The organism is Oceanobacillus sp. B139/18, assembly GCF_055524595.1.
Genome location: NZ_JBVFXI010000002.1, coordinates 39,566 through 56,652, shown reverse-complemented (window position 1 = coordinate 56,652; position 17,087 = coordinate 39,566). Strand labels below are relative to the sequence as shown.

The window sequence follows — 17,087 nt, the reverse complement described above, 5'->3', positions numbered from 1 at the left end:
CCTTTCTATTTAAAAATTAAATGGTTTCTACTTGGATTTGGGAACGCAGCTTTTCAATGGCTTCTGCAGTAGCCAGGTCTTCTGAAAAAGCAGTAGCGCTGCCAGAAGCAACTGCTGTTTTAAATGATTCGGCCGGATCTCCCGATTTTAAGAAGGAGCTGATAAATCCTGCAACCATGGAGTCGCCGGCACCTACGGAGTTAATCAGCTTTCCTTTTGGTGCTTTTGCTTTATAGTTTCCCTGTTTCGTGATAAGTAATGCACCATCTCCACCCATGGAAATAATCACGTGTTTTGCCCCTCTTTCTAAGAGCTTTTTCCCGTAAGCGATGACTTCTTCATCTGTTTGCAGCTTCACATCAAATAATGCTTCCAGCTCATGAATATTCGGCTTCACTAATAACGGCTGGTAGCTCAAGGATGCTTCAAGGGCAGCACCTGTTGTATCAATCGCAAACGCAGCACCTTGATCGGTTGCTCTTTGGATTAATTGCTCATAGAAGTTGTCTGGAAGGGAGGGGGGCTTGCTTCCGGATAAAATTACCGTATCTCCATCCTTCACTTCTTCAAATTGCTTCAGGAACCTTGCCACTTCTTCATCCGATAAAGCAGGACCGCGTCCATTTATTTCGGTTTCCTGATCAGCTTTCAGCTTAATATTGATGCGGGTATCTTCCTGGATATTAACAAAGTTTGTCCGAACATCTAATTCATCTAAAGCATCTTCAATAAATTTTCCGGTAAAGCCTCCGACAAATCCAAGAGCAACAGCGTCTGCCCTGAGTGCCTTTAAAATTCGTGATACATTGATGCCTTTTCCGCCGGGGAGCTTATAATCATTATTCATATAACTCAGCCCGCCTAAATCCAATTTGTCGACCGGAACAATATAGTCAATCGATGGATTTAAAGTGATTGTATAGATCATCTAATCTACCTCCAAAATAGTTGTGTGATTTAAATAGGGTTGGTGAATCGTTGATATTTTATCCGTAATAAACGTTACATCCGAGAAATTACATATTTTTGCGAAACTGACTTTGTTCCATTTGCTGTCATCTGCAAGAAAATATGTGTCTGAAGCTCTTTCAATAGCAAGCTGTTTCATTGTTGCTTCCTCCGGATCCGGCGTGGTACAGCCATATGTCATATCAATGCTGTCTACGCCGAGAAAGGCTTTAGTGAATTGATAATTCATTAAAGAATGTTGACTTGGCGCGCCCACCATTGCTTTTGTGGAATGCTTTAATTTACCGCCTACGAGATAGGCTTCAATTTGTCTGTCTGCAAGCATCGAAGCATGGGCAATACCGTTTGTTACAACGGTAATCGACAAATTAGCAAGATGCGGTATCATCTCCAGTGTTGTCGTCCCTGCATCTAAATAAATCACATCATTCTCTTCTAAAAGGGAGGCAGCATGCCTTCCTATATTTTTCTTTTGTTGACTGTTTTTGACTGTTTTCTCCTGATAGGTCAATTCCGCTCCAAATGTAGCGTTCAATTTTGCTCCGCCGTGGATGCGGAGCAGGAGCCCTTTTTCTTCTAGATGAGCAAGATCCCTACGTATAGTGGACTCAGAGCAGTTAAGTCTCTCGATTAAATCTACAGACTTAACTACACCGCTTTCATTTAGACGATGTAAAATAAATTGATGGCGTTCATCTGTCAGCATTACTTTCACCTCTTAATGATAGAATATCATTAAATTCAGTCGGAAACAACCAAAAACGTTCATTTTCATCGAAAAGATAAACATTCAGAAAAAAATAATTATTGACGCAAAAAAGAAATGGGTTTATGATAAATAGCACTTTCTGTTTAGAATTAAATAACATTTCCCACTAATTTAAAGAAAAGGAATTTAAGTGAATTATTAGGAGGTACGAAAAGTGAAAGAGTCAACAAAGAAATACATAATTGATCGAATGTACAAAGCATCACAAGGATTGGCGAACGCCGTCTTAGTGACGCTTGGTATCGGATTGTTGATTGAAACAATCGGAACATTTACAGGGTGGGAAGGTTTTCTATTGATTGGTAATGCAGCTCAGCTGATGCTGGCGCCGGCGATTGGAGCTGGAATAGCCTATCAGCTTGGGGGAAATACATTAGTTATTTTTGGAGCGATGGCTTCCAGTACGGTTGGCGCGAATGCTTTATCTATGACGGCTGACGGAAGCTGGACGCTTATTACAGGACAGCCTATCAGCGCAGTACTGGCTGCTGTTATTGCTACCTGGGTCGGAAAGCGTGTAACAGGGAAAACATCGCTTGATATGATGGCAATTCCGTTTTGTTCTATTTTTGTAGGGGGAGTTGCAGGTGTTGGTTTAGCGGCCGTGACAACCCCATTACTTGAGAAAATCAGTGCAATCATCGCAAGCTCTACTACAGGGTCTCCGTTTATTTCAGCGATTGTTATTTCATTAATTTGGAGTATCTTTTTAATGTCGCCGGCATCTTCCGCGGCTATAGCCATTGCACTACAGCTTGATCCCGTATCAAGTGCTGCGGCATTGATTGGTTGCACAGCTCAATTTGTAGGGTTCACTGCCATGTCGGTCAAACAAAACAATTTAGGTGCAAATATTGCACAATTCTTCTTAACGCCGAAAGTGCAGGTCCCAAATATTGTGAAGAATCCGCGCTTAGTTATCGGACCGTTTGCATCATCGATTATCTGTGCACCCATTGCTATTTTAATATTTGATTTTGAAGTACCCTATGAGCTAGCCGGTTTAGGATTAAACTCGTTTATTGCGCCATTAAATATTTTAGCCAACCAAGGTGCGGGCGTTTTAGTCATGTATATTGTAGTTGGTGTGATTACGCCGGCAATTATTTCTGTAATGACTTACAAGGCACTGCAGATGAAAGGCTGGGCAAAAACAGGCGATCTGCACATGGAAGTTCAATAAAGCTATCCAGGTTATATTGGTTTGGAAATAAAATTCAGAAAAATAGTATATATTTGCATTTAATCATAAAAGGCGAGCATTTCCGAAAAATGCTCGCCTTTTGTATGGGGAAAAAACACTTTATCACGGAGAACCGTCCGTAAAACTCCCGCCTCAAAATAAAGCGTAAAAATAAATTTATTTAGGCGGGAGATAACGGACGCTAACTCCCTGAATCACTCAGCTAACACTCAGTGGGAGAATTAAGGAAGCAGACTAAGTTCGCGACGTCCTGGGGTTGCGATTACTCACCCCACCGAAAACATTTGTCGCAACATCTGCACTAGCACATCCTGGGACTGGGACTGCGATTACTCGTCCCATCGAAGTGCTTTTGCGATTACTCGCCCCATCGGAAACATTTGTGCGTCGAAAGACTCCCACTGAGTGAAGTTTCGTTTTATCAAATTGCTTTCAGTAATAAACGCTTGAGCAGCGGAGTGAAATGCTCTGGCAGGGCGCTCACATCTGGAACCATGATGCGTTCTTTCCCGTAAATATTTTGCATCATTGTATCATCGTTTTCTTCAATCTGACCGTTTGCGAGAAACATTCCAACTACATCAATCTGATGCTTGCGGGCATCGGCTACAGCCTGATACGTATCCACAATGCCATTCTGGTCATAGCCGGAAGCTGCCGGCTGTCCGTCGGAAAAAATCAGCAGAAATTTATTTTTCTCGCTGCGGGGAATTAATTTTTTAGTGACATGACGAATACTGAAGCCATCTCGATTGTCTTCTTGTGCTTCCAGCTGCATAATTTTAGCTCCTTGCTCTTTATACAAAGAATCCTCCACAGTCTGGATATATTGCAGATAATTCGGCTGGTAGCTGTCACTCGCTTTATTGGCATCCTCCCAGAAACCGATGATTTCATGCGGAATGCGCAGCTCTTTTAACACTTCATGAAACAGGGTCACACCGCGTTTTGTTTCTTCCATCTTGTTCTCCATCGAGGCAGAGCAATCAATCAATAGGGTGAAGACCGCATCGAATTCTTTTGATTCCTGTTCCTTTTTATAAAATACACGTGGAGAATCCTCTAAAAAGATAGGAAGCAGTTTTTTAGAGAGCCTGCCAAATAATAAATCTGTTCTCGGTGTATCCTGTTTATGCTCTAACGTTAATTGAATGGTTTTGGCAAGTTTTCTTTTAAAGGGATCAATTTCCTCTACAAACTGCCGGTATTGTAATTGTTCATCCTCTGTAGGAGTCTCTGCATACTCTGTAAACATCTGTGCATGTTCATTTTCTTTCCCAAAGCTTGATTCACTACTGTTTTCAGAAGTGTTTTCTTCTTTGGTCAGCGTTTCCTTATCGGAATAGTCATTTTGTTTACTCTGACCGGAAGTTCCTTGAATCGCAGCCATTGCTTGATCGCCGTCTTCTGTTTCCCGGGCACCGCCGCCAAGCATCGAGGTTTTTGTGCCTTGCTCCAACTCAAATTGCAGAAAGTTTTGCTTGCGGTCATCATTTTTATTTTCACGATGCCAGGTAGAGAAGGTTTCATCGAAGTATTCATTTTCTTCATTTGTTTCTTCCTGCTGGTCGTCATTCACTAACGGATCGGTACGTGTTAATTCATCAAACAGCGTATTTTTTTCATACGATTCGACATGCCCGATTGGCAGGATGAAGTATTCGTGAATTGAATCTGTATAGCCTGCTTGCTGCATTTTTCGCATGATTTGTTCGGTCAACGCCACATTATCACGTGTATGCTTTGTCTCAAAGACGCTGTACAGATGCCCTTTTATACTGTCGAGCATCTCCAGCTGTGCTTTCTCCACACGAGGAAACCCCGGGTCTGGCTGATTGGCAAAAAGCAATAAATAAATCATACAAAATATTTCATCGGTTGCATAGCTGCGTGTGACATTGGACTGCAGCTGGGTCGTGAAATAGTGATGGAAATACGCTCGCCTGTAAGAAAAGTTTCGCTTCGTGCCCGGACGTTCTTTCCGGATTGCGTCCTCTAAACGAATGTCTTCTAATAATGTCATCAGCTGAATTGCGAATTTGGGAAGAAGGGAATCTTCCCAATCCTTTTTGAATTGCTGCAGGATTTTTACATCGGTCTGATGCAGGGTGCCTAATGTGCGCAGGATGACATCTGATTTCGCGCCCGCTTCCTGCATTTCAGCCGGGAGACGGTCCCAAAAACGGCCAGCGGTTACTTTGTTTTCTGTTATATCAATAAAGGAACCAAAGCTGGACTCGAATTGCAATTGTTCATTCTTCGCCAAAACAGTCGTTAAATCCTGCAATTGCATAAATAAATGGGTGTCAACCTTTGTTTGGTGAAATCGGTACATATCAAAGTTACTCCTCTTTAATTAAAATAACGTGTCTGCCAAATTCCCCACAAACGCTTTCTCACGATCTTCTTCGAGCTTATCCACAATACTGCGTAAAATAGCGCGTTTAGGCGGAAGATAGGTTGAGAGGTCGCAAGCATCCAGCAGGGCGCGGATAGAAGCAGCATCCTCTGACAATTTTCCTTGACTTACCGCTGTGATCAAATCATTGGATAGTGTCACAAAACGCCCAATCAGCTGTTTGTCTGTCAGTTTGGTCGATTCAGTAATTAATTGTTCCAGCTGTTCTCCTTGAATATAAGGTACGTCAATGACAATGAAACGGTTTTTTAATGCTTCGTTTAAAGGAACTGTTCCAATATAGCCTTCGTTGATCGCCGCGATAACGCCAAACCCGTCTGCAGCAGTCACAATCTCGTTGGTGAAAGGGTTCGTAATCGTTCGGCGATAATCTAAAACACCATTAATCAACGGCAAGGTTTCCGGCTTAGCCATATTAATTTCATCAATATAAAGAAATGTTCCCTGCTTCATTGCATTGGTAACTGGCCCCGGAACAAATTCAATTGTCTGTTTTTCTTCTTCATAAGCAAGCGTTTTGAACCCCATCAAGCTTTCTGCATCTAAGTCAACGGAACAGTTTACACTGTACATCGGCCGCTGAAAAAGAGAGGAGAGGGTTTCCGCAAATTTTGTTTTCCCAGCGCCGGTCGGTCCTTTTAATAATATATTTTTACCCATACTTAATGCGACAATGGCATCAATCAATAAATCATCGCTTGGCGGGAGGTATCCGCCGGAACGAATCAATTCCTCGCGATCCGTTACTTCTTTTTTATTATTTTCAAGCAGCTCTTGGACTGCCTCAGGTAATTGAATAGCATTCATTATTGTTTCTCCTTTCGAAATCCATTGCTGTGATTCCGTTTTATCAATGTCTTTAAATAGATATAGGCTCCGTTCACAATTGTATTACTTGTTCTCGAAAAATACAAAGAATGCGCAGTCGTTGCGATATGGCTGAGCAATTGCTAAGATAATGATAAGAATATAGAGACAGGTACCATCGATGTTTATGAGAATGGTGTCGGATAGGAGGATATATGGCAAAAAGGACGATGGCAATTCATTTAAATCTGGAGGATACGTATGTAGAAGAAATAAAAAAGGCTGCTCCAGACTGGGAAATCCATACAGGCAAAGAACTTTCTGATGATATTCTGAAGCAAGCAGAAATCCTTGTTAATTGGCGCAAGGATAAAGAAAGTACCTATCTGGAAAGCAATCAGCTGAAATGGGTACAATCCTGGAGTGCAGGGGTCGATTCGTTAAACTTAGATAAAATTGTGGAAAAGAACATTCAATTAACAAGCGCAAACGGGGTGCACAGCTATCCGATTTCCGAAACAATTTTTGCGTATATTCTAGGATTTACACGGTTAATTCATACTTATGTCAGACAGCAGCAGGAAAAAGTATGGCACCACGCAAAACTTCGCGGGGAAATCCATAACAAGACAATGGCAGTGCTTGGCACAGGGAAAATAGGACAGGAAACAGCTAAAATAGCAAAAGCCTTTGGGATGAAGGTGCTTGGAGTCCGTCATTCAGGGAAAGCTGCAGAAAATGTGGATGAAATGTATCAGCCGCATCAATTAGATAAAGTACTTCCGCAAAGTGATTATGTAGTTGTTACTTTGCCATTAACAGAGGATACCCATCGTCTGATTGGCGCAGAGCAATTTAAACAGATGAAAAACGATGCTTTCTTTGTCAATATCGGACGAGGGTCAATTGTTGATGAGAAAGCGCTGATTGAGGCGTTAGAGAATAATGAAATTGCCGGTGCCGGGCTGGATGTATTTGAAAAGGAACCGTTAGAAGCATCTAATCCGCTTTGGGAGATGGAAAATGTTATTTTGACACCGCATACCGCAGGAGCAACGGAGTTTTATAATCAGCGTGTGATTGAAGATATTTTTATTCCGAATTTAAAGAACTATTTAGATGGGAAAGCGCCGTCGATTAATCTATACCAGCATGAACGTGGTTATTAATAAATAATTCAAAAAAAAGAATATGGATAATGGTAAGGATGTAAGAAATGAAAAAGCTGTTTATTCTGTTCGCGTCGCTGTTTGTTTTAACAGGATGCGAGCTGCTGGATTTTTTAGAAGACAATGAACCGGCAGAAGGAAGAGAATTAGTCACTGTGGAACGGGTCGTTGATGGTGATACTGTGATTGTTCATCTGGAAGATGGAACAAGAGAGCGGGTCCGCTTACTCTTGATTGATACCCCAGAAAGTGTGAAGCCTGATACGGAAGTACAGCCATTTGGCGAGGAAGCAAGTGATTTTGCCAAAGAACTGATGCCGGAAGGGGAAACGGTCGAGTTAGAAAGAGGAAATCCTGAAAGAGACGATTACGACCGGATGCTTGCCTATATCTGGGCAGATGGTGATAATGTTAACCAGTTATTAGTCGAAGAAGGGTATGCAAGGGTCGGCTTTGTGTATGAGCCGAATACAAAGTACTTAGAAGAGCTGGAGCAAGCGCAGGAAGAGGCAAAAGAACATGGAGAAAATATCTGGTCAATTCCCGGCTATGCAGAAAGCAGGTTTCACGAATATTAAAAAGCATGAAGGCTAAAAGCAGGCGATGTATCTTTTAAATGCATCGCCTGCTTTTTTTAGAGGTTTGCCCACGCTTCTCTGTCTATTCCATAGAGCAGCCATGGAGAATCTAATTCAAATGGATGAGCATTAGGCAGCTGGTCGATAATGGCTGCGGGAATATCAATCCATACATGGACTTTCTTATCTGGATGCTGTATTTGTAACGCATGCTGCGCTTTCGCAATAGTATTCCATAACCCTCTGCGCTGAAATAAATCTTTATATGGGTAAATAGCGTGAAGATACACCTCTTTTTTTATATTTTTCTTTGTAATTAATGGAGGATGGCCATTCTCTTGAAAGAATCGCCAGCTCTTTATTTGATCTTCTTGAAAAAGCTTAGGCGAGCTTGGAAAAGGATAATAGCATTCAAGCGGAAAAAACGTATTTTCATGAACATGGTATGTATTTAATAATTTCAGTTTTTCATCTGTCTGCGTTATTTCCCGCCAAGTTTCCTCTGCACCTGATATGCCATCCAATGTTTTTGCTGTACATCCATAAAATTCGGTCTGCTTTTCCAAATCGATACGGTTCAATACCTTTTGTGCCGGAGCGTTATGAGCTTGTGTGTTTGCACCTGCCCATTCCACGTCTTTGTTTTGGAATGCCTGATCCAGCACGTATTTAGTTATCCGATTGGAATACCCATTTCCTTGATAACGAATATCGCTTCTTAATCTGCCTAGCATGGCATAGGCGGATGCGAAAACAGAATAGCCGGCTGTGCTGACTAATTGATTATTATAAAAAAGTCCAAAAAGTACGTGGTTTCCAGTACATAAAATCTCAAAAATGCGTATAATATAATCATCTTCTATTTCTGTCTGCATATTTTCCATTAATATTTTATCGGATGGTAATAATTGTCGGATATAAGTATTCAAAAAATCACCTCATGTTCATTGTAGAAAGAAGTATCTGGTTTCGTCCAGCAATCTATTTTAAAAAAAGAGTTTAATTTCTTAATATTTAAAACGCTTACAAAAATAATGTCTTGAGACCAGAAACTTGAAAGAGTATAATGAAAGAAATGTAGATATTTAGGAGGGCTAACATGGCTACCATTCATAAAGGAGAAACAAAATTTTACGTTGGGGAGGATATCAAGGATCCGGAAGCAGAAATTACTTTTGTACAATCAGGATCGAACCGTTTAGTTATTGATCATACGTATGTGGCAAAAGAACTCCGAAGCCAGGGGATTGCTCAACAGCTGCTGGAGCAAGTTGTTCTATATGCACGAGAAAACGACAAATATATTATCCCTTTATGCCCGTTTGCAAAAAAACAAATGCAGAAAAATGAAGCGTATCATGACGTCCTTCAAAAGCAATTTATTTAAATGTATCTAACAATCAAAGAAACAGCAGCGTATTTATCAATAGATGAATCCATTGTGCGTACTTATGTTTTACAAGGGAAGATACGTGCGATTTATGATGGGGAAAACTATTTAATCAATAAAGAACAATTTACAACATATTTCGAACAGGTCGAGAAGTATAGGAAGGTCATTCAAGCATACTTAGATGAACCAATCCCAGAGGATATTGATGTGAAGGACGAGGATTAGCTTCTATTTCCAAGGGTGTATATAATGAAAAAGGTTTGTAAAAAATGAAATTCTATACGGTGTGTAAGAACAAAGGAGATTTAAGATGAAAAACAAAAAACGTCCCCGATCGAAAAAAGCTGCCCCTTTTTTGACTTACGAAGTGACGGAGCCGGGAGAACTATTTTCTTTTCTGAGAGGGGTTTTAGCGAACCGCAGCCGTAATTCCGTAAAGTCTATTTTAACCAGAGGACAGGTTTCTGTGAATGATCGCATTCAAACGCAGCATAATTACATGCTGGAAAAGGGACAGGTTGTTAAAATATTAAAGAATAAAGAAGCGGTGAAGCAGGAAGTCTTTATTGGCATGTCAATCGTTTATGAGGATGAAGATATTATTGTCATCGATAAAGAAGCAGGATTGCTTTCAATTGCGACGAAGGAAGAGAGAAGACAAACTGCTTTTCATCAGCTGATGGATTATGTAAAACAGGAGGATCCTGCCAACCGTATCTTTGTCGTCCATCGACTGGACAAGGAAACGTCTGGAGTAATGGTTTTTGCAAAAAGTGAAAAAGTGAAACGGAAACTCCAGGATAATTGGAAGGATATCGTGAAAGAAAGAACCTATGTTGTTTTAGTGGAAGGAAAGGTCGCCAAAGAAAAAGGGTATATCGTTTCCTGGTTAAAAGAAAGCCCGACACATAAAATGTATTCCAGCCGAGTTAAAAATGATGGGCAGCGGGCCGCGACGCGTTATCGGGTTATTCAATCCAATCAACAATTTTCATTGCTGGAGGTAGAGCTGGAAACGGGCAGAAAGAATCAAATCCGGGTCCATATGCAGGAGCTCGGCCATCCGGTAGTAGGCGATAAGAAATATGGCGGTGGAAATCGCCGTATACTTGGCCGGCTGGGTCTGCACGCAAAAGCGCTGGCACTTTACCATCCGAAAACAAATACACTGATGTTTTTCCGTTCAGATGTTCCTAAATCTTTCTATCATAAATCGAAATAGTAATCATAAAAGCCATTATCCAATTGTGCATGGATAATGGCTTTTTTTTCATATAGGAAGAAGAAATACAGCCCAATAAAAAGAATTCTTAAATCGGTGCCCTTTCCAATGTTCTCCCTCCGCGTCCCACAGTTGTTTCTGCCTGCTGTAAGGAACGGTAAATGGCTTCTTCAATCACTTCTGCAACACCCTGGAAAAATTGGTTCATGATTGGATGATCGTCTCGAATCATTGTCATAGGCTCAATTATCTGATTGGCATGATGCTCAATTTTTGCGGCTGTGGAAAAGGCGATAGCGATATCTCCGCTTCCATTATCTATCGTGCTCCCTGTTCTCCCCAGCCCAACTGCACAACGCTTGGCAAGCCGTTTAAGCTGGCGGTCGGAAAATGGAGCGTCTGTAGCAAGAATCATCATAATCGATCCGTCAGGTGTATCCGGATTTTCTGTAGAATTCACAGGAAATAAAGCCTGTTCACGTCTGCCAAAATTACTTACAACTAGTGTGCCAAGCGTATATTTTTTGTTTTCAGCAGAGATGATTCTGGAAGAAGTGCCAATGCCTCCTTTATATCCTAAACACTGCATGCCGGTTCCGGCACCCACTGCTCCTTCCAGACTGCTTTCGGATGTTGCGTTTTGAATAGCATTTCCAGCATGCTCCGGTTTGACAGCTTGTAAGCGGATGCTGTTCAAGTACCCGTCATTGCATTCCCCCACAACTAAATTGATTGTGCCTGCTGTATCACCGATTTCTTCTGTCTCCTCCAGCATATAAGCTAAGGTTCCCTGCATCACTGCTCCGACACTTAGGGTATTTGTCAGCATAATAGGGGCTTCTAAAACACCAAGCTCGTCTATCTGCATTAACCCTGTTGTTTTCCCAAATCCATTAATAACAGCATTTCCAGCGATAACTTTTTTTCTGAATATATTTCCGGTATGAGGCAATATAGCTGTAACTCCCGTGCAAATCGTATCTGTTTCATTCAGGTGCTCATACAGCGTCACGTGACCTACTTGCACGTCGGGGACATCTGTAATACAGTTTTTTGTTCCTTTTGGTAATGTCATACACTTCAAAACCTTTCATTTTTAAGTAAATTATAACAAACGGGATAACGTTTGTATGGCATAGACGGTATCGGAGAAATTAAGACAGAGGTGATTAAATGAGGAGAAATAAAAAAATTAACATGTTAATGATTAGTTTGCTTCTTTTTTTACTAACAATACACCCTGCATATGCAGAGGGAGTGCAGGAGGGAACAGAGATTGGGGATAAAGCGCCGGATTTCACGCTGGAAACACTAGACGGGGAAACCCTGCAATTGTCTGACTTTCAAGGCGAGCGGGTCATGATTAATTTCTGGGCAACCTGGTGTCCGCCTTGCAAGCAGGAAATGCCGGATATGGAGCGGTTTTATCAGGGGCATGATCCAATCATTCTTTCCGTAAACTTAACGGATGAAGAAATGAGTACGGAGAAAGTGGGGCAATTTATCCAAGAACTTGAACTGACCTTTCCTGTTTTATTAGATAAAGAAGGTGAAGTCAGTAATTTGTATCGAATTCAGCCGATTCCCGTGACGTATATGGTTGATGCAGAAGGAATCATTCAATTTAAATCGATTGGCGCTTTAAGTTATGAGCAGATGATGAAGCAGTTTGAGCAGATGAAGAAAGAATAATTCGTAAAGATTTAAAAACAAGCATGAAATCTTTATCTATAAGCGGAAATACTTGTTTTATCACGGAGGACTGTCCGTAAAACTCCCACGGAGTGAAGTTTCGTTTTATGGCATTATAATAGAGGCTGCGTTTGAACATCGATAAGGAACAGGATTTTTAATTAAACATGAATAAATGAACGTCTCCTTTACGAAAAGATAATGAATATAGATAGAAAAATGCCTGCGTATGCGATAAAATATACGTTAGGCGTTTTTTTTATAGATAGTAAAATCAAGAATACATAGATAACCTAAACTTTAAGGAGGCGTTAGAAATGAAATTACTGCTTGGACAATTTGTGATTATTCTCATTGTGTGGGTTGGCCTGCTTACATTTTTTCAAGAGATGAGTCAAGCCAGTCAGCTTATTTTCTACTTGGTTACTTCATGGTTATTATTACTTATCGTTCTAATGATTAAGACGTGGATTAAGGAAAAGAAAGAGTCTGATAAATCATAATCATATTTTTATGAAGGAAGTGATGCGTGATGTTACGTATTGAAAATATCAGCAAGTCTTATGGAGATAAAAATCTGTTTACAAATATCCATGCGGCCATCGGTGAATTGGAGCGAATCGGTTTGATTGGCGTGAATGGAACAGGGAAGTCAAGCTTTTTAAAAGTCATTGCAGGAATAGATGATCCGGATCAAGGTGAAATAAAACACGCAAAGGATTATCAGATTGAATATATTGCACAGGAAATGGATCTTTATGAGGAATTAACGGTGATTGAGCAGATTTACTATGGAGAATCAGAGCAAATGAGACTGATGCGTGCTTATGAACAAGCCCTGTTAAATTTGGAGAAGGAACCGGAGAACGAGTCGTTTCAGGGGAAGCTGTTACAGCTGCAGCAAAAAATGGATCAGGCAGAGGCATGGGAGGCTAATGCTAATGCAAAAACAATTTTAACGAAGCTTGGGATTACAGCTTTTGACAAGAAGGTTCATGAGTTATCTGGCGGACAACGGAAAAGGGTTGCTATTGCTAAAGCGCTGATTCAGCCTGCTGATCTGCTTATTTTAGATGAGCCTACCAACCATCTTGATCACGAAACGGTCGAATGGCTGGAGAAATATTTACAGAGCTATCGCGGCTCGATTTTATTAGTGACGCATGACCGTTACTTTCTGAACCGGGTAACTAATCGTATTTTTGAACTGGATAAAGGAAATCTCTATGTTTATGAAGGGAATTATGAACTGTTTTTAGAGAAAAAAGCAGAACGAGAAGCGCAGGAAATAAGTGATGAGCAAAAGCATCGCAATACATTAAAGCGAGAACTTGCCTGGCTGAAACGAGGGGCTAAGGCGAGGTCGACGAAGCAGCGTGCCCGGGTCGAACGGGCAGAGGAAATGAAGGAAAAGAAATTTGATACGAAAAAAGAAAATCTTGCTATTCAAGCGGGCTCGAAGCGGCTTGGAAATGACGTTATTGACCTGACGGAAATCTCAAAGGATTTTGGCCGGCAGACACTGATTCATGATTTCTCCTATCAGATTATTCCTGGGGACAGAATTGGTATTATAGGTCCTAATGGTACAGGTAAAACAACCTTGCTCAATATGATGGCAGAGCGTATTTCGCCTGATAAGGGAGAGGTAAAGATCGGCGAGACAGTGCGAATCGGTTATTATACCCAGGATGACGAAGATTTGGATGGAGATTTGCGTATTATCGAGTATATTAAAGAAGTAGCCGAAGTCATGCATACTGCAGATGGTCAGGTAATTACCGCAGAGCAGCTGCTGGAGCAATTTCTATTTCCAAGAGAACAGCAATGGTCTTATATACGCACGTTATCAGGCGGTGAGAAACGGCGCCTTTATTTACTCAAAGTATTGATGCATGAACCAAATGTTTTGTTTTTAGATGAACCGACAAATGATCTAGATACGCAAACGCTGGCTGTTTTAGAAGAATATCTGGAGTCGTTTCCAGGAGTCGTAGTTACCGTTTCGCATGATCGTTATTTCCTGGACCGTATTGTAGACAAGCTTTTTGTATTCAAAGGGGAAGGGGAGGTTTCTGTTTATTATGGAAACTACAGCGAATTCCTGGAAACCAACGCGATTCAAAAGCAGACAAAGGCTTCAGTTCCGAAAGAATCAAAAGCGGCTGTATCTGTAAAAACGAAAAAGAAATTATCTTACATGGAACAGCGTGAGTGGGAAACAATAGAGGATGAAATTACTCAGCTCGAATCACGATTGACCGAAATTGAACAGGAAATTGCGGAAGCTGGAAGTGATATTGGCAAGGTACAGCCTTTATTTACAGAACAGCAAGAGGTAGAAGATAAATTAGAAGAAAAGATGCAACGCTGGGAAGAATTATCATTATTGAAAGAAAGCTTTGAATCAGGAAAATGATTTGGTGAAATTAATTTTGAAGTTATACAAAAACTGGGTAGCATTCGGTTGTTTCGCGTGTTATACTTACGTTGGAAAATCACCAGATAGGTTAAAAAAGTCTAGTGTGAAGGCGCTGAACGCACCTGTAACTAGCTAAAGCTTCTTTTATTGCGCATAGCAATATTAGTCCCTGATCCTCAATTAAAACAATCTATCACTTCTCAAATTGAAAAGAAAAGTTTTTACATGTTTCATTTTTACGAGTATAAGGGAATATAGAGAAGAAGAGCGTACCTTATTTTGGAATTGATTAATCAAGGAGGTCATTAAATGAAGCTTTTTCAAGTAAGAAAAGGTCAGTTTGTATTTTATGAAAATGAATTGCATAAGGTATATTCTGTCAAACCAATGTTCAAAAAATCTGTTCACATGTATCGGTTAAAGGATATGAAACAAGTATTAACAACCGCAAAAGATATTAATTTTTACCGTCCTAAACATAATGATACATTTATTTTTTATGGTAAAAGATATACGATTGATCAATATGCAAAACCAAAAGCTGGTGATTATATTTTGATTGTGAAGCCTACTCCGGACTTTTTAGATCATTATTCATTAAATGAAATCGAGAAGGTAGAGCGGGTAGAAGACGGAAATGTAATTACAACACGCGATAATGGTGTTAAACATAGTGAATATGTTGTGATGGTTCCAGGGAAAGCCGAGGCAAGCCAAGAAATTGCTTATTTCGATAAATCCCTTGTTCCGGAAGAAAAACAGCTGCAGGATGAATCGATTTCTTATTTAGCAGAGAATGATGATGCATTACAGCCTGCTGTCGGGGATATTTATTTGGATATCCATAATAATACCCGGGCGATGATTGTAGCGATGACGGATGATGAGATTGTATTTGGTCACGGCGTCCGTGTGCATGTTGCAGAATTATTAGATGAAACAAGATATGAATTAGTTTATCAATTTGAAGATCATTAAAAACAAGCCGGCTGGATGTTATCAGCCGGCTTGTGTCATTTATTTGCTTTTTTCCATTGTTCCCTTGCTTTATATCCTAAAATATTAATAGCATCCTTAGAGCCTGAATAAATCGGGTTGTAGCCAAGCTCCAGGTCGGTTAAATCATCTACAGTGAGTTTTCCTTTAATTGCTGTGGCTAATACGGCCATGCGCTTATCCGCTCCCTTTGGCCCGATAACACTGCCTCCTAATAATTGTCCGGATTTCGGGTCAAATACAATCTTCATCCAGAGCTTTTCCGAACCGGGATAGTAGCCGGCATGAGAATAACCTTTGGACAGAACTGCTTCAAAAGGGATATCTAATTTATCCAACGCATCTTCATTTTGCCCGGTGATAGCAACCGTTAAATCAAAAACACGGAAAATAGATGAACCTAAAATCCCGTCACGCTGAATCTTTTCGCCGTTTAAATGGGATGCAATAACAAAAGCCTGACGATGCGCCGGCCATGCCAATGCTACATGTGCTGGCTTTTTTGTAATAAAATCAACTTCCTCGACAGCATCTCCCAGCGCATAAATAGCAGGGTCGCTGGTCTGCATGACATCATTCACTTTAATTGCCCCGGTTTCTCCTAATTCCAAGCCAGCATCTTTTGCCAGCTCAATATTTGGTGTAATACCGACAGCCATTAATGTCATATCTGCCTGAAGGCTTTTTCCGCTTTGAAGATGCAGGGTAGTGCCGTGATTGGAGTAACTTTCCAATTTATCATTCAGATAAAGATCTACCCCGTTCTCTGTTATATGTTCATCGACATGGCTTGCCATATCAGCATCTAACCTTGACATGACATGCTCGGAATGGTCGACAAGCGAGCATTGGAGTCCTCTTCTATGCAGATTCTCAAGCATTTCCAAGCCGACAAATCCGCCGCCGATAATGGCTGCTGTTTTTGGTTTTTTATCTGAAATAAATGCTTCTATCCGGTCCATATCCTCGATGATCCGCAATGTGAACGTATTGGATTCCATACCATCTAAATCCGGCATAACAGCCCGTGCTCCGGGAGAAAGAATCAATGTATCATAGTCCATCTCATAGGGTTTATTATTTTTTTCAAAGAAAATGGTTTTCTTTTCTCTTTCAATATGTGTAACCTCTGCATAGGTTTCAATAGAAAGCTGATATTTCTCTGCAAAATCATTTTCAGAATAAATCACCCGATCCCGGTCCGTAATTTCTCCTCCAATAAAATAGGGCATTCCGCAGTTAGCAAAGGATACATAACCAGATCGTTCAAGAATATGAATTTCAGAATTGGGGTCGTTTCTCCGTATTTGTGCTGCGACCGTAGCACCGCCGCCGACACCGCCGACAATAACAATTTTATTTACCATACTCAAATGGCTCCTTTCCAAATGGCTTCTTAAAATAGCATAGTATTAGTTCATTACTATATAGTTCCCGTTATTGTCCG

17 protein-coding genes are annotated in these 17,087 nt (G+C 40.7%); 10 read left to right on the top strand and 7 right to left on the bottom strand.

Annotated features, from left to right (window positions below; all coding sequences use genetic code 11):
* Positions 1-16 precede the first annotated feature (16 nt).
* Both pfkB and ACZSMY_RS07660 read right to left on the bottom strand, forming a co-directional pair.
* Positions 17-928, bottom strand: a complete 912-nt coding sequence (pfkB, locus tag ACZSMY_RS07665) for a 1-phosphofructokinase (protein ID WP_042533354.1) — start codon at positions 926-928, stop codon at positions 17-19.
* Positions 929-1,675: a DeoR/GlpR family DNA-binding transcription regulator gene (locus ACZSMY_RS07660; protein WP_042533356.1), complete on the bottom strand. Its 747-nt coding sequence runs from the start codon at positions 1,673-1,675 to the stop codon at positions 929-931.
* Between the two features lie 217 nt (positions 1,676-1,892).
* Between ACZSMY_RS07660 and ACZSMY_RS07655 the strand changes: the two genes are divergently transcribed.
* A complete protein-coding gene (locus tag ACZSMY_RS07655) occupies positions 1,893-2,921 on the top strand; it encodes a PTS sugar transporter subunit IIC (protein ID WP_193065114.1) in 1,029 nt (342 codons plus the stop codon).
* A 442-nt stretch (positions 2,922-3,363) separates the two neighbouring features.
* On the opposite strand, the gene ACZSMY_RS07650 is transcribed toward ACZSMY_RS07655, so the two are convergent.
* A complete protein-coding gene (locus tag ACZSMY_RS07650) occupies positions 3,364-5,277 on the bottom strand; it encodes a vWA domain-containing protein (RefSeq protein WP_341172847.1) in 1,914 nt (637 codons plus the stop codon).
* Positions 5,278-5,298: 21 nt separating this feature from the next.
* Entirely contained in the window at positions 5,299-6,168 is an 870-nt protein-coding gene (locus ACZSMY_RS07645) for an ATP-binding protein (protein ID WP_175297044.1), read from the bottom strand.
* A gap of 215 nt (positions 6,169-6,383) precedes the next feature.
* Here ACZSMY_RS07645 and ACZSMY_RS07640 point away from each other — a divergent pair, with 215 nt between their 5' ends.
* Together ACZSMY_RS07640 and ACZSMY_RS07635 are read left to right on the top strand one after the other, a co-directional pair.
* Complete coding sequence (locus tag ACZSMY_RS07640) at positions 6,384-7,337, top strand: D-2-hydroxyacid dehydrogenase (RefSeq protein WP_042533361.1); 954 nt, start codon at positions 6,384-6,386, stop codon at positions 7,335-7,337.
* A 47-nt stretch (positions 7,338-7,384) separates the two neighbouring features.
* The gene (locus tag ACZSMY_RS07635) at positions 7,385-7,915 is read left to right on the top strand and encodes a thermonuclease family protein (RefSeq protein WP_052485027.1); all 531 of its coding nucleotides are present in this window, start codon (positions 7,385-7,387) and stop codon (positions 7,913-7,915) included.
* Positions 7,916-7,971: 56 nt separating this feature from the next.
* Here ACZSMY_RS07635 and ACZSMY_RS07630 read toward each other — a convergent pair whose 3' ends face one another.
* Positions 7,972-8,844, bottom strand: a complete 873-nt coding sequence (locus tag ACZSMY_RS07630; protein ID WP_042533363.1) for a GNAT family N-acetyltransferase — start codon at positions 8,842-8,844, stop codon at positions 7,972-7,974.
* A 170-nt stretch (positions 8,845-9,014) separates the two neighbouring features.
* On the opposite strand from ACZSMY_RS07630, the gene ACZSMY_RS07625 reads away from it, so the two are divergent.
* The 3 genes from ACZSMY_RS07625 (at position 9,015) to ACZSMY_RS07615 (ending at position 10,530) form a co-directional block, all read left to right on the top strand.
* Positions 9,015-9,302, top strand: a complete 288-nt coding sequence (locus ACZSMY_RS07625) for a GNAT family N-acetyltransferase (RefSeq protein WP_042533365.1) — start codon at positions 9,015-9,017, stop codon at positions 9,300-9,302.
* The gene (locus ACZSMY_RS07620; RefSeq protein ID WP_042533367.1) at positions 9,303-9,533 is read left to right on the top strand and encodes an excisionase family DNA-binding protein; all 231 of its coding nucleotides are present in this window, start codon (positions 9,303-9,305) and stop codon (positions 9,531-9,533) included. It begins immediately after the preceding gene.
* A gap of 85 nt (positions 9,534-9,618) precedes the next feature.
* Positions 9,619-10,530, top strand: a complete 912-nt coding sequence (locus ACZSMY_RS07615) for an RluA family pseudouridine synthase (protein WP_042533369.1) — start codon at positions 9,619-9,621, stop codon at positions 10,528-10,530.
* Positions 10,531-10,618: 88 nt separating this feature from the next.
* Here the strand turns inward: ACZSMY_RS07615 and ACZSMY_RS07610 are convergent, their stop codons facing one another.
* Positions 10,619-11,605: a P1 family peptidase gene (locus ACZSMY_RS07610; RefSeq protein WP_332094484.1), complete on the bottom strand. Its 987-nt coding sequence runs from the start codon at positions 11,603-11,605 to the stop codon at positions 10,619-10,621.
* 98 nt (positions 11,606-11,703) lie between these two features.
* Between ACZSMY_RS07610 and ACZSMY_RS07605 the strand changes: the two genes are divergently transcribed.
* The 4 genes from ACZSMY_RS07605 to ACZSMY_RS07590 all read left to right on the top strand — a co-directional run bounded on the left by ACZSMY_RS07605 (position 11,704) and on the right by ACZSMY_RS07590 (position 15,622).
* Complete coding sequence (locus ACZSMY_RS07605; RefSeq protein WP_332094483.1) at positions 11,704-12,222, top strand: TlpA family protein disulfide reductase; 519 nt, start codon at positions 11,704-11,706, stop codon at positions 12,220-12,222.
* Positions 12,223-12,539: 317 nt separating this feature from the next.
* A complete protein-coding gene (locus ACZSMY_RS07600; protein WP_042533375.1) occupies positions 12,540-12,725 on the top strand; it encodes a hypothetical protein in 186 nt (61 codons plus the stop codon).
* A gap of 29 nt (positions 12,726-12,754) precedes the next feature.
* Entirely contained in the window at positions 12,755-14,641 is a 1,887-nt protein-coding gene (locus ACZSMY_RS07595) for an ABC-F family ATP-binding cassette domain-containing protein (protein ID WP_465147640.1), read from the top strand.
* Positions 14,642-14,953: 312 nt separating this feature from the next.
* Positions 14,954-15,622, top strand: coding sequence for a hypothetical protein (locus ACZSMY_RS07590; protein WP_042533379.1), 669 nt, complete (start codon positions 14,954-14,956; stop codon positions 15,620-15,622).
* A gap of 35 nt (positions 15,623-15,657) precedes the next feature.
* On the opposite strand, the gene ACZSMY_RS07585 is transcribed toward ACZSMY_RS07590, so the two are convergent.
* Complete coding sequence (locus ACZSMY_RS07585) at positions 15,658-17,007, bottom strand: CoA-disulfide reductase (RefSeq protein WP_256706035.1); 1,350 nt, start codon at positions 17,005-17,007, stop codon at positions 15,658-15,660.
* Positions 17,008-17,087: the final 80 nt, after the last annotated feature.

Bases quoted from the DNA above. Each gene is read 5' to 3' on its own strand.
- pfkB (WP_042533354.1), bottom strand. From the start codon at position 928: ATGATCTATACAATCACTTTAAATCCATCGATTGACTATATTGTTCCG.
- ACZSMY_RS07660 (WP_042533356.1), bottom strand. From the start codon at position 1,675: ATGCTGACAGATGAACGCCATCAATTTATTTTACATCGTCTAAATGAA.
- ACZSMY_RS07650 (WP_341172847.1), bottom strand. From the start codon at position 5,277: ATGTACCGATTTCACCAAACAAAGGTTGACACCCATTTATTTATGCAA.
- ACZSMY_RS07645 (WP_175297044.1), bottom strand. From the start codon at position 6,168: ATGAATGCTATTCAATTACCTGAGGCAGTCCAAGAGCTGCTTGAAAAT.
- ACZSMY_RS07640 (WP_042533361.1), top strand. From the start codon at position 6,384: ATGGCAAAAAGGACGATGGCAATTCATTTAAATCTGGAGGATACGTAT.
- ACZSMY_RS07635 (WP_052485027.1), top strand. From the start codon at position 7,385: ATGAAAAAGCTGTTTATTCTGTTCGCGTCGCTGTTTGTTTTAACAGGA.
- ACZSMY_RS07625 (WP_042533365.1), top strand. From the start codon at position 9,015: ATGGCTACCATTCATAAAGGAGAAACAAAATTTTACGTTGGGGAGGAT.
- ACZSMY_RS07620 (WP_042533367.1), top strand. From the start codon at position 9,303: ATGTATCTAACAATCAAAGAAACAGCAGCGTATTTATCAATAGATGAA.
- ACZSMY_RS07615 (WP_042533369.1), top strand. From the start codon at position 9,619: ATGAAAAACAAAAAACGTCCCCGATCGAAAAAAGCTGCCCCTTTTTTG.
- ACZSMY_RS07610 (WP_332094484.1), bottom strand. From the start codon at position 11,605: ATGACATTACCAAAAGGAACAAAAAACTGTATTACAGATGTCCCCGAC.
- ACZSMY_RS07605 (WP_332094483.1), top strand. From the start codon at position 11,704: ATGAGGAGAAATAAAAAAATTAACATGTTAATGATTAGTTTGCTTCTT.
- ACZSMY_RS07600 (WP_042533375.1), top strand. From the start codon at position 12,540: ATGAAATTACTGCTTGGACAATTTGTGATTATTCTCATTGTGTGGGTT.
- ACZSMY_RS07595 (WP_465147640.1), top strand. From the start codon at position 12,755: ATGTTACGTATTGAAAATATCAGCAAGTCTTATGGAGATAAAAATCTG.
- ACZSMY_RS07590 (WP_042533379.1), top strand. From the start codon at position 14,954: ATGAAGCTTTTTCAAGTAAGAAAAGGTCAGTTTGTATTTTATGAAAAT.
- ACZSMY_RS07585 (WP_256706035.1), bottom strand. From the start codon at position 17,007: ATGGTAAATAAAATTGTTATTGTCGGCGGTGTCGGCGGCGGTGCTACG.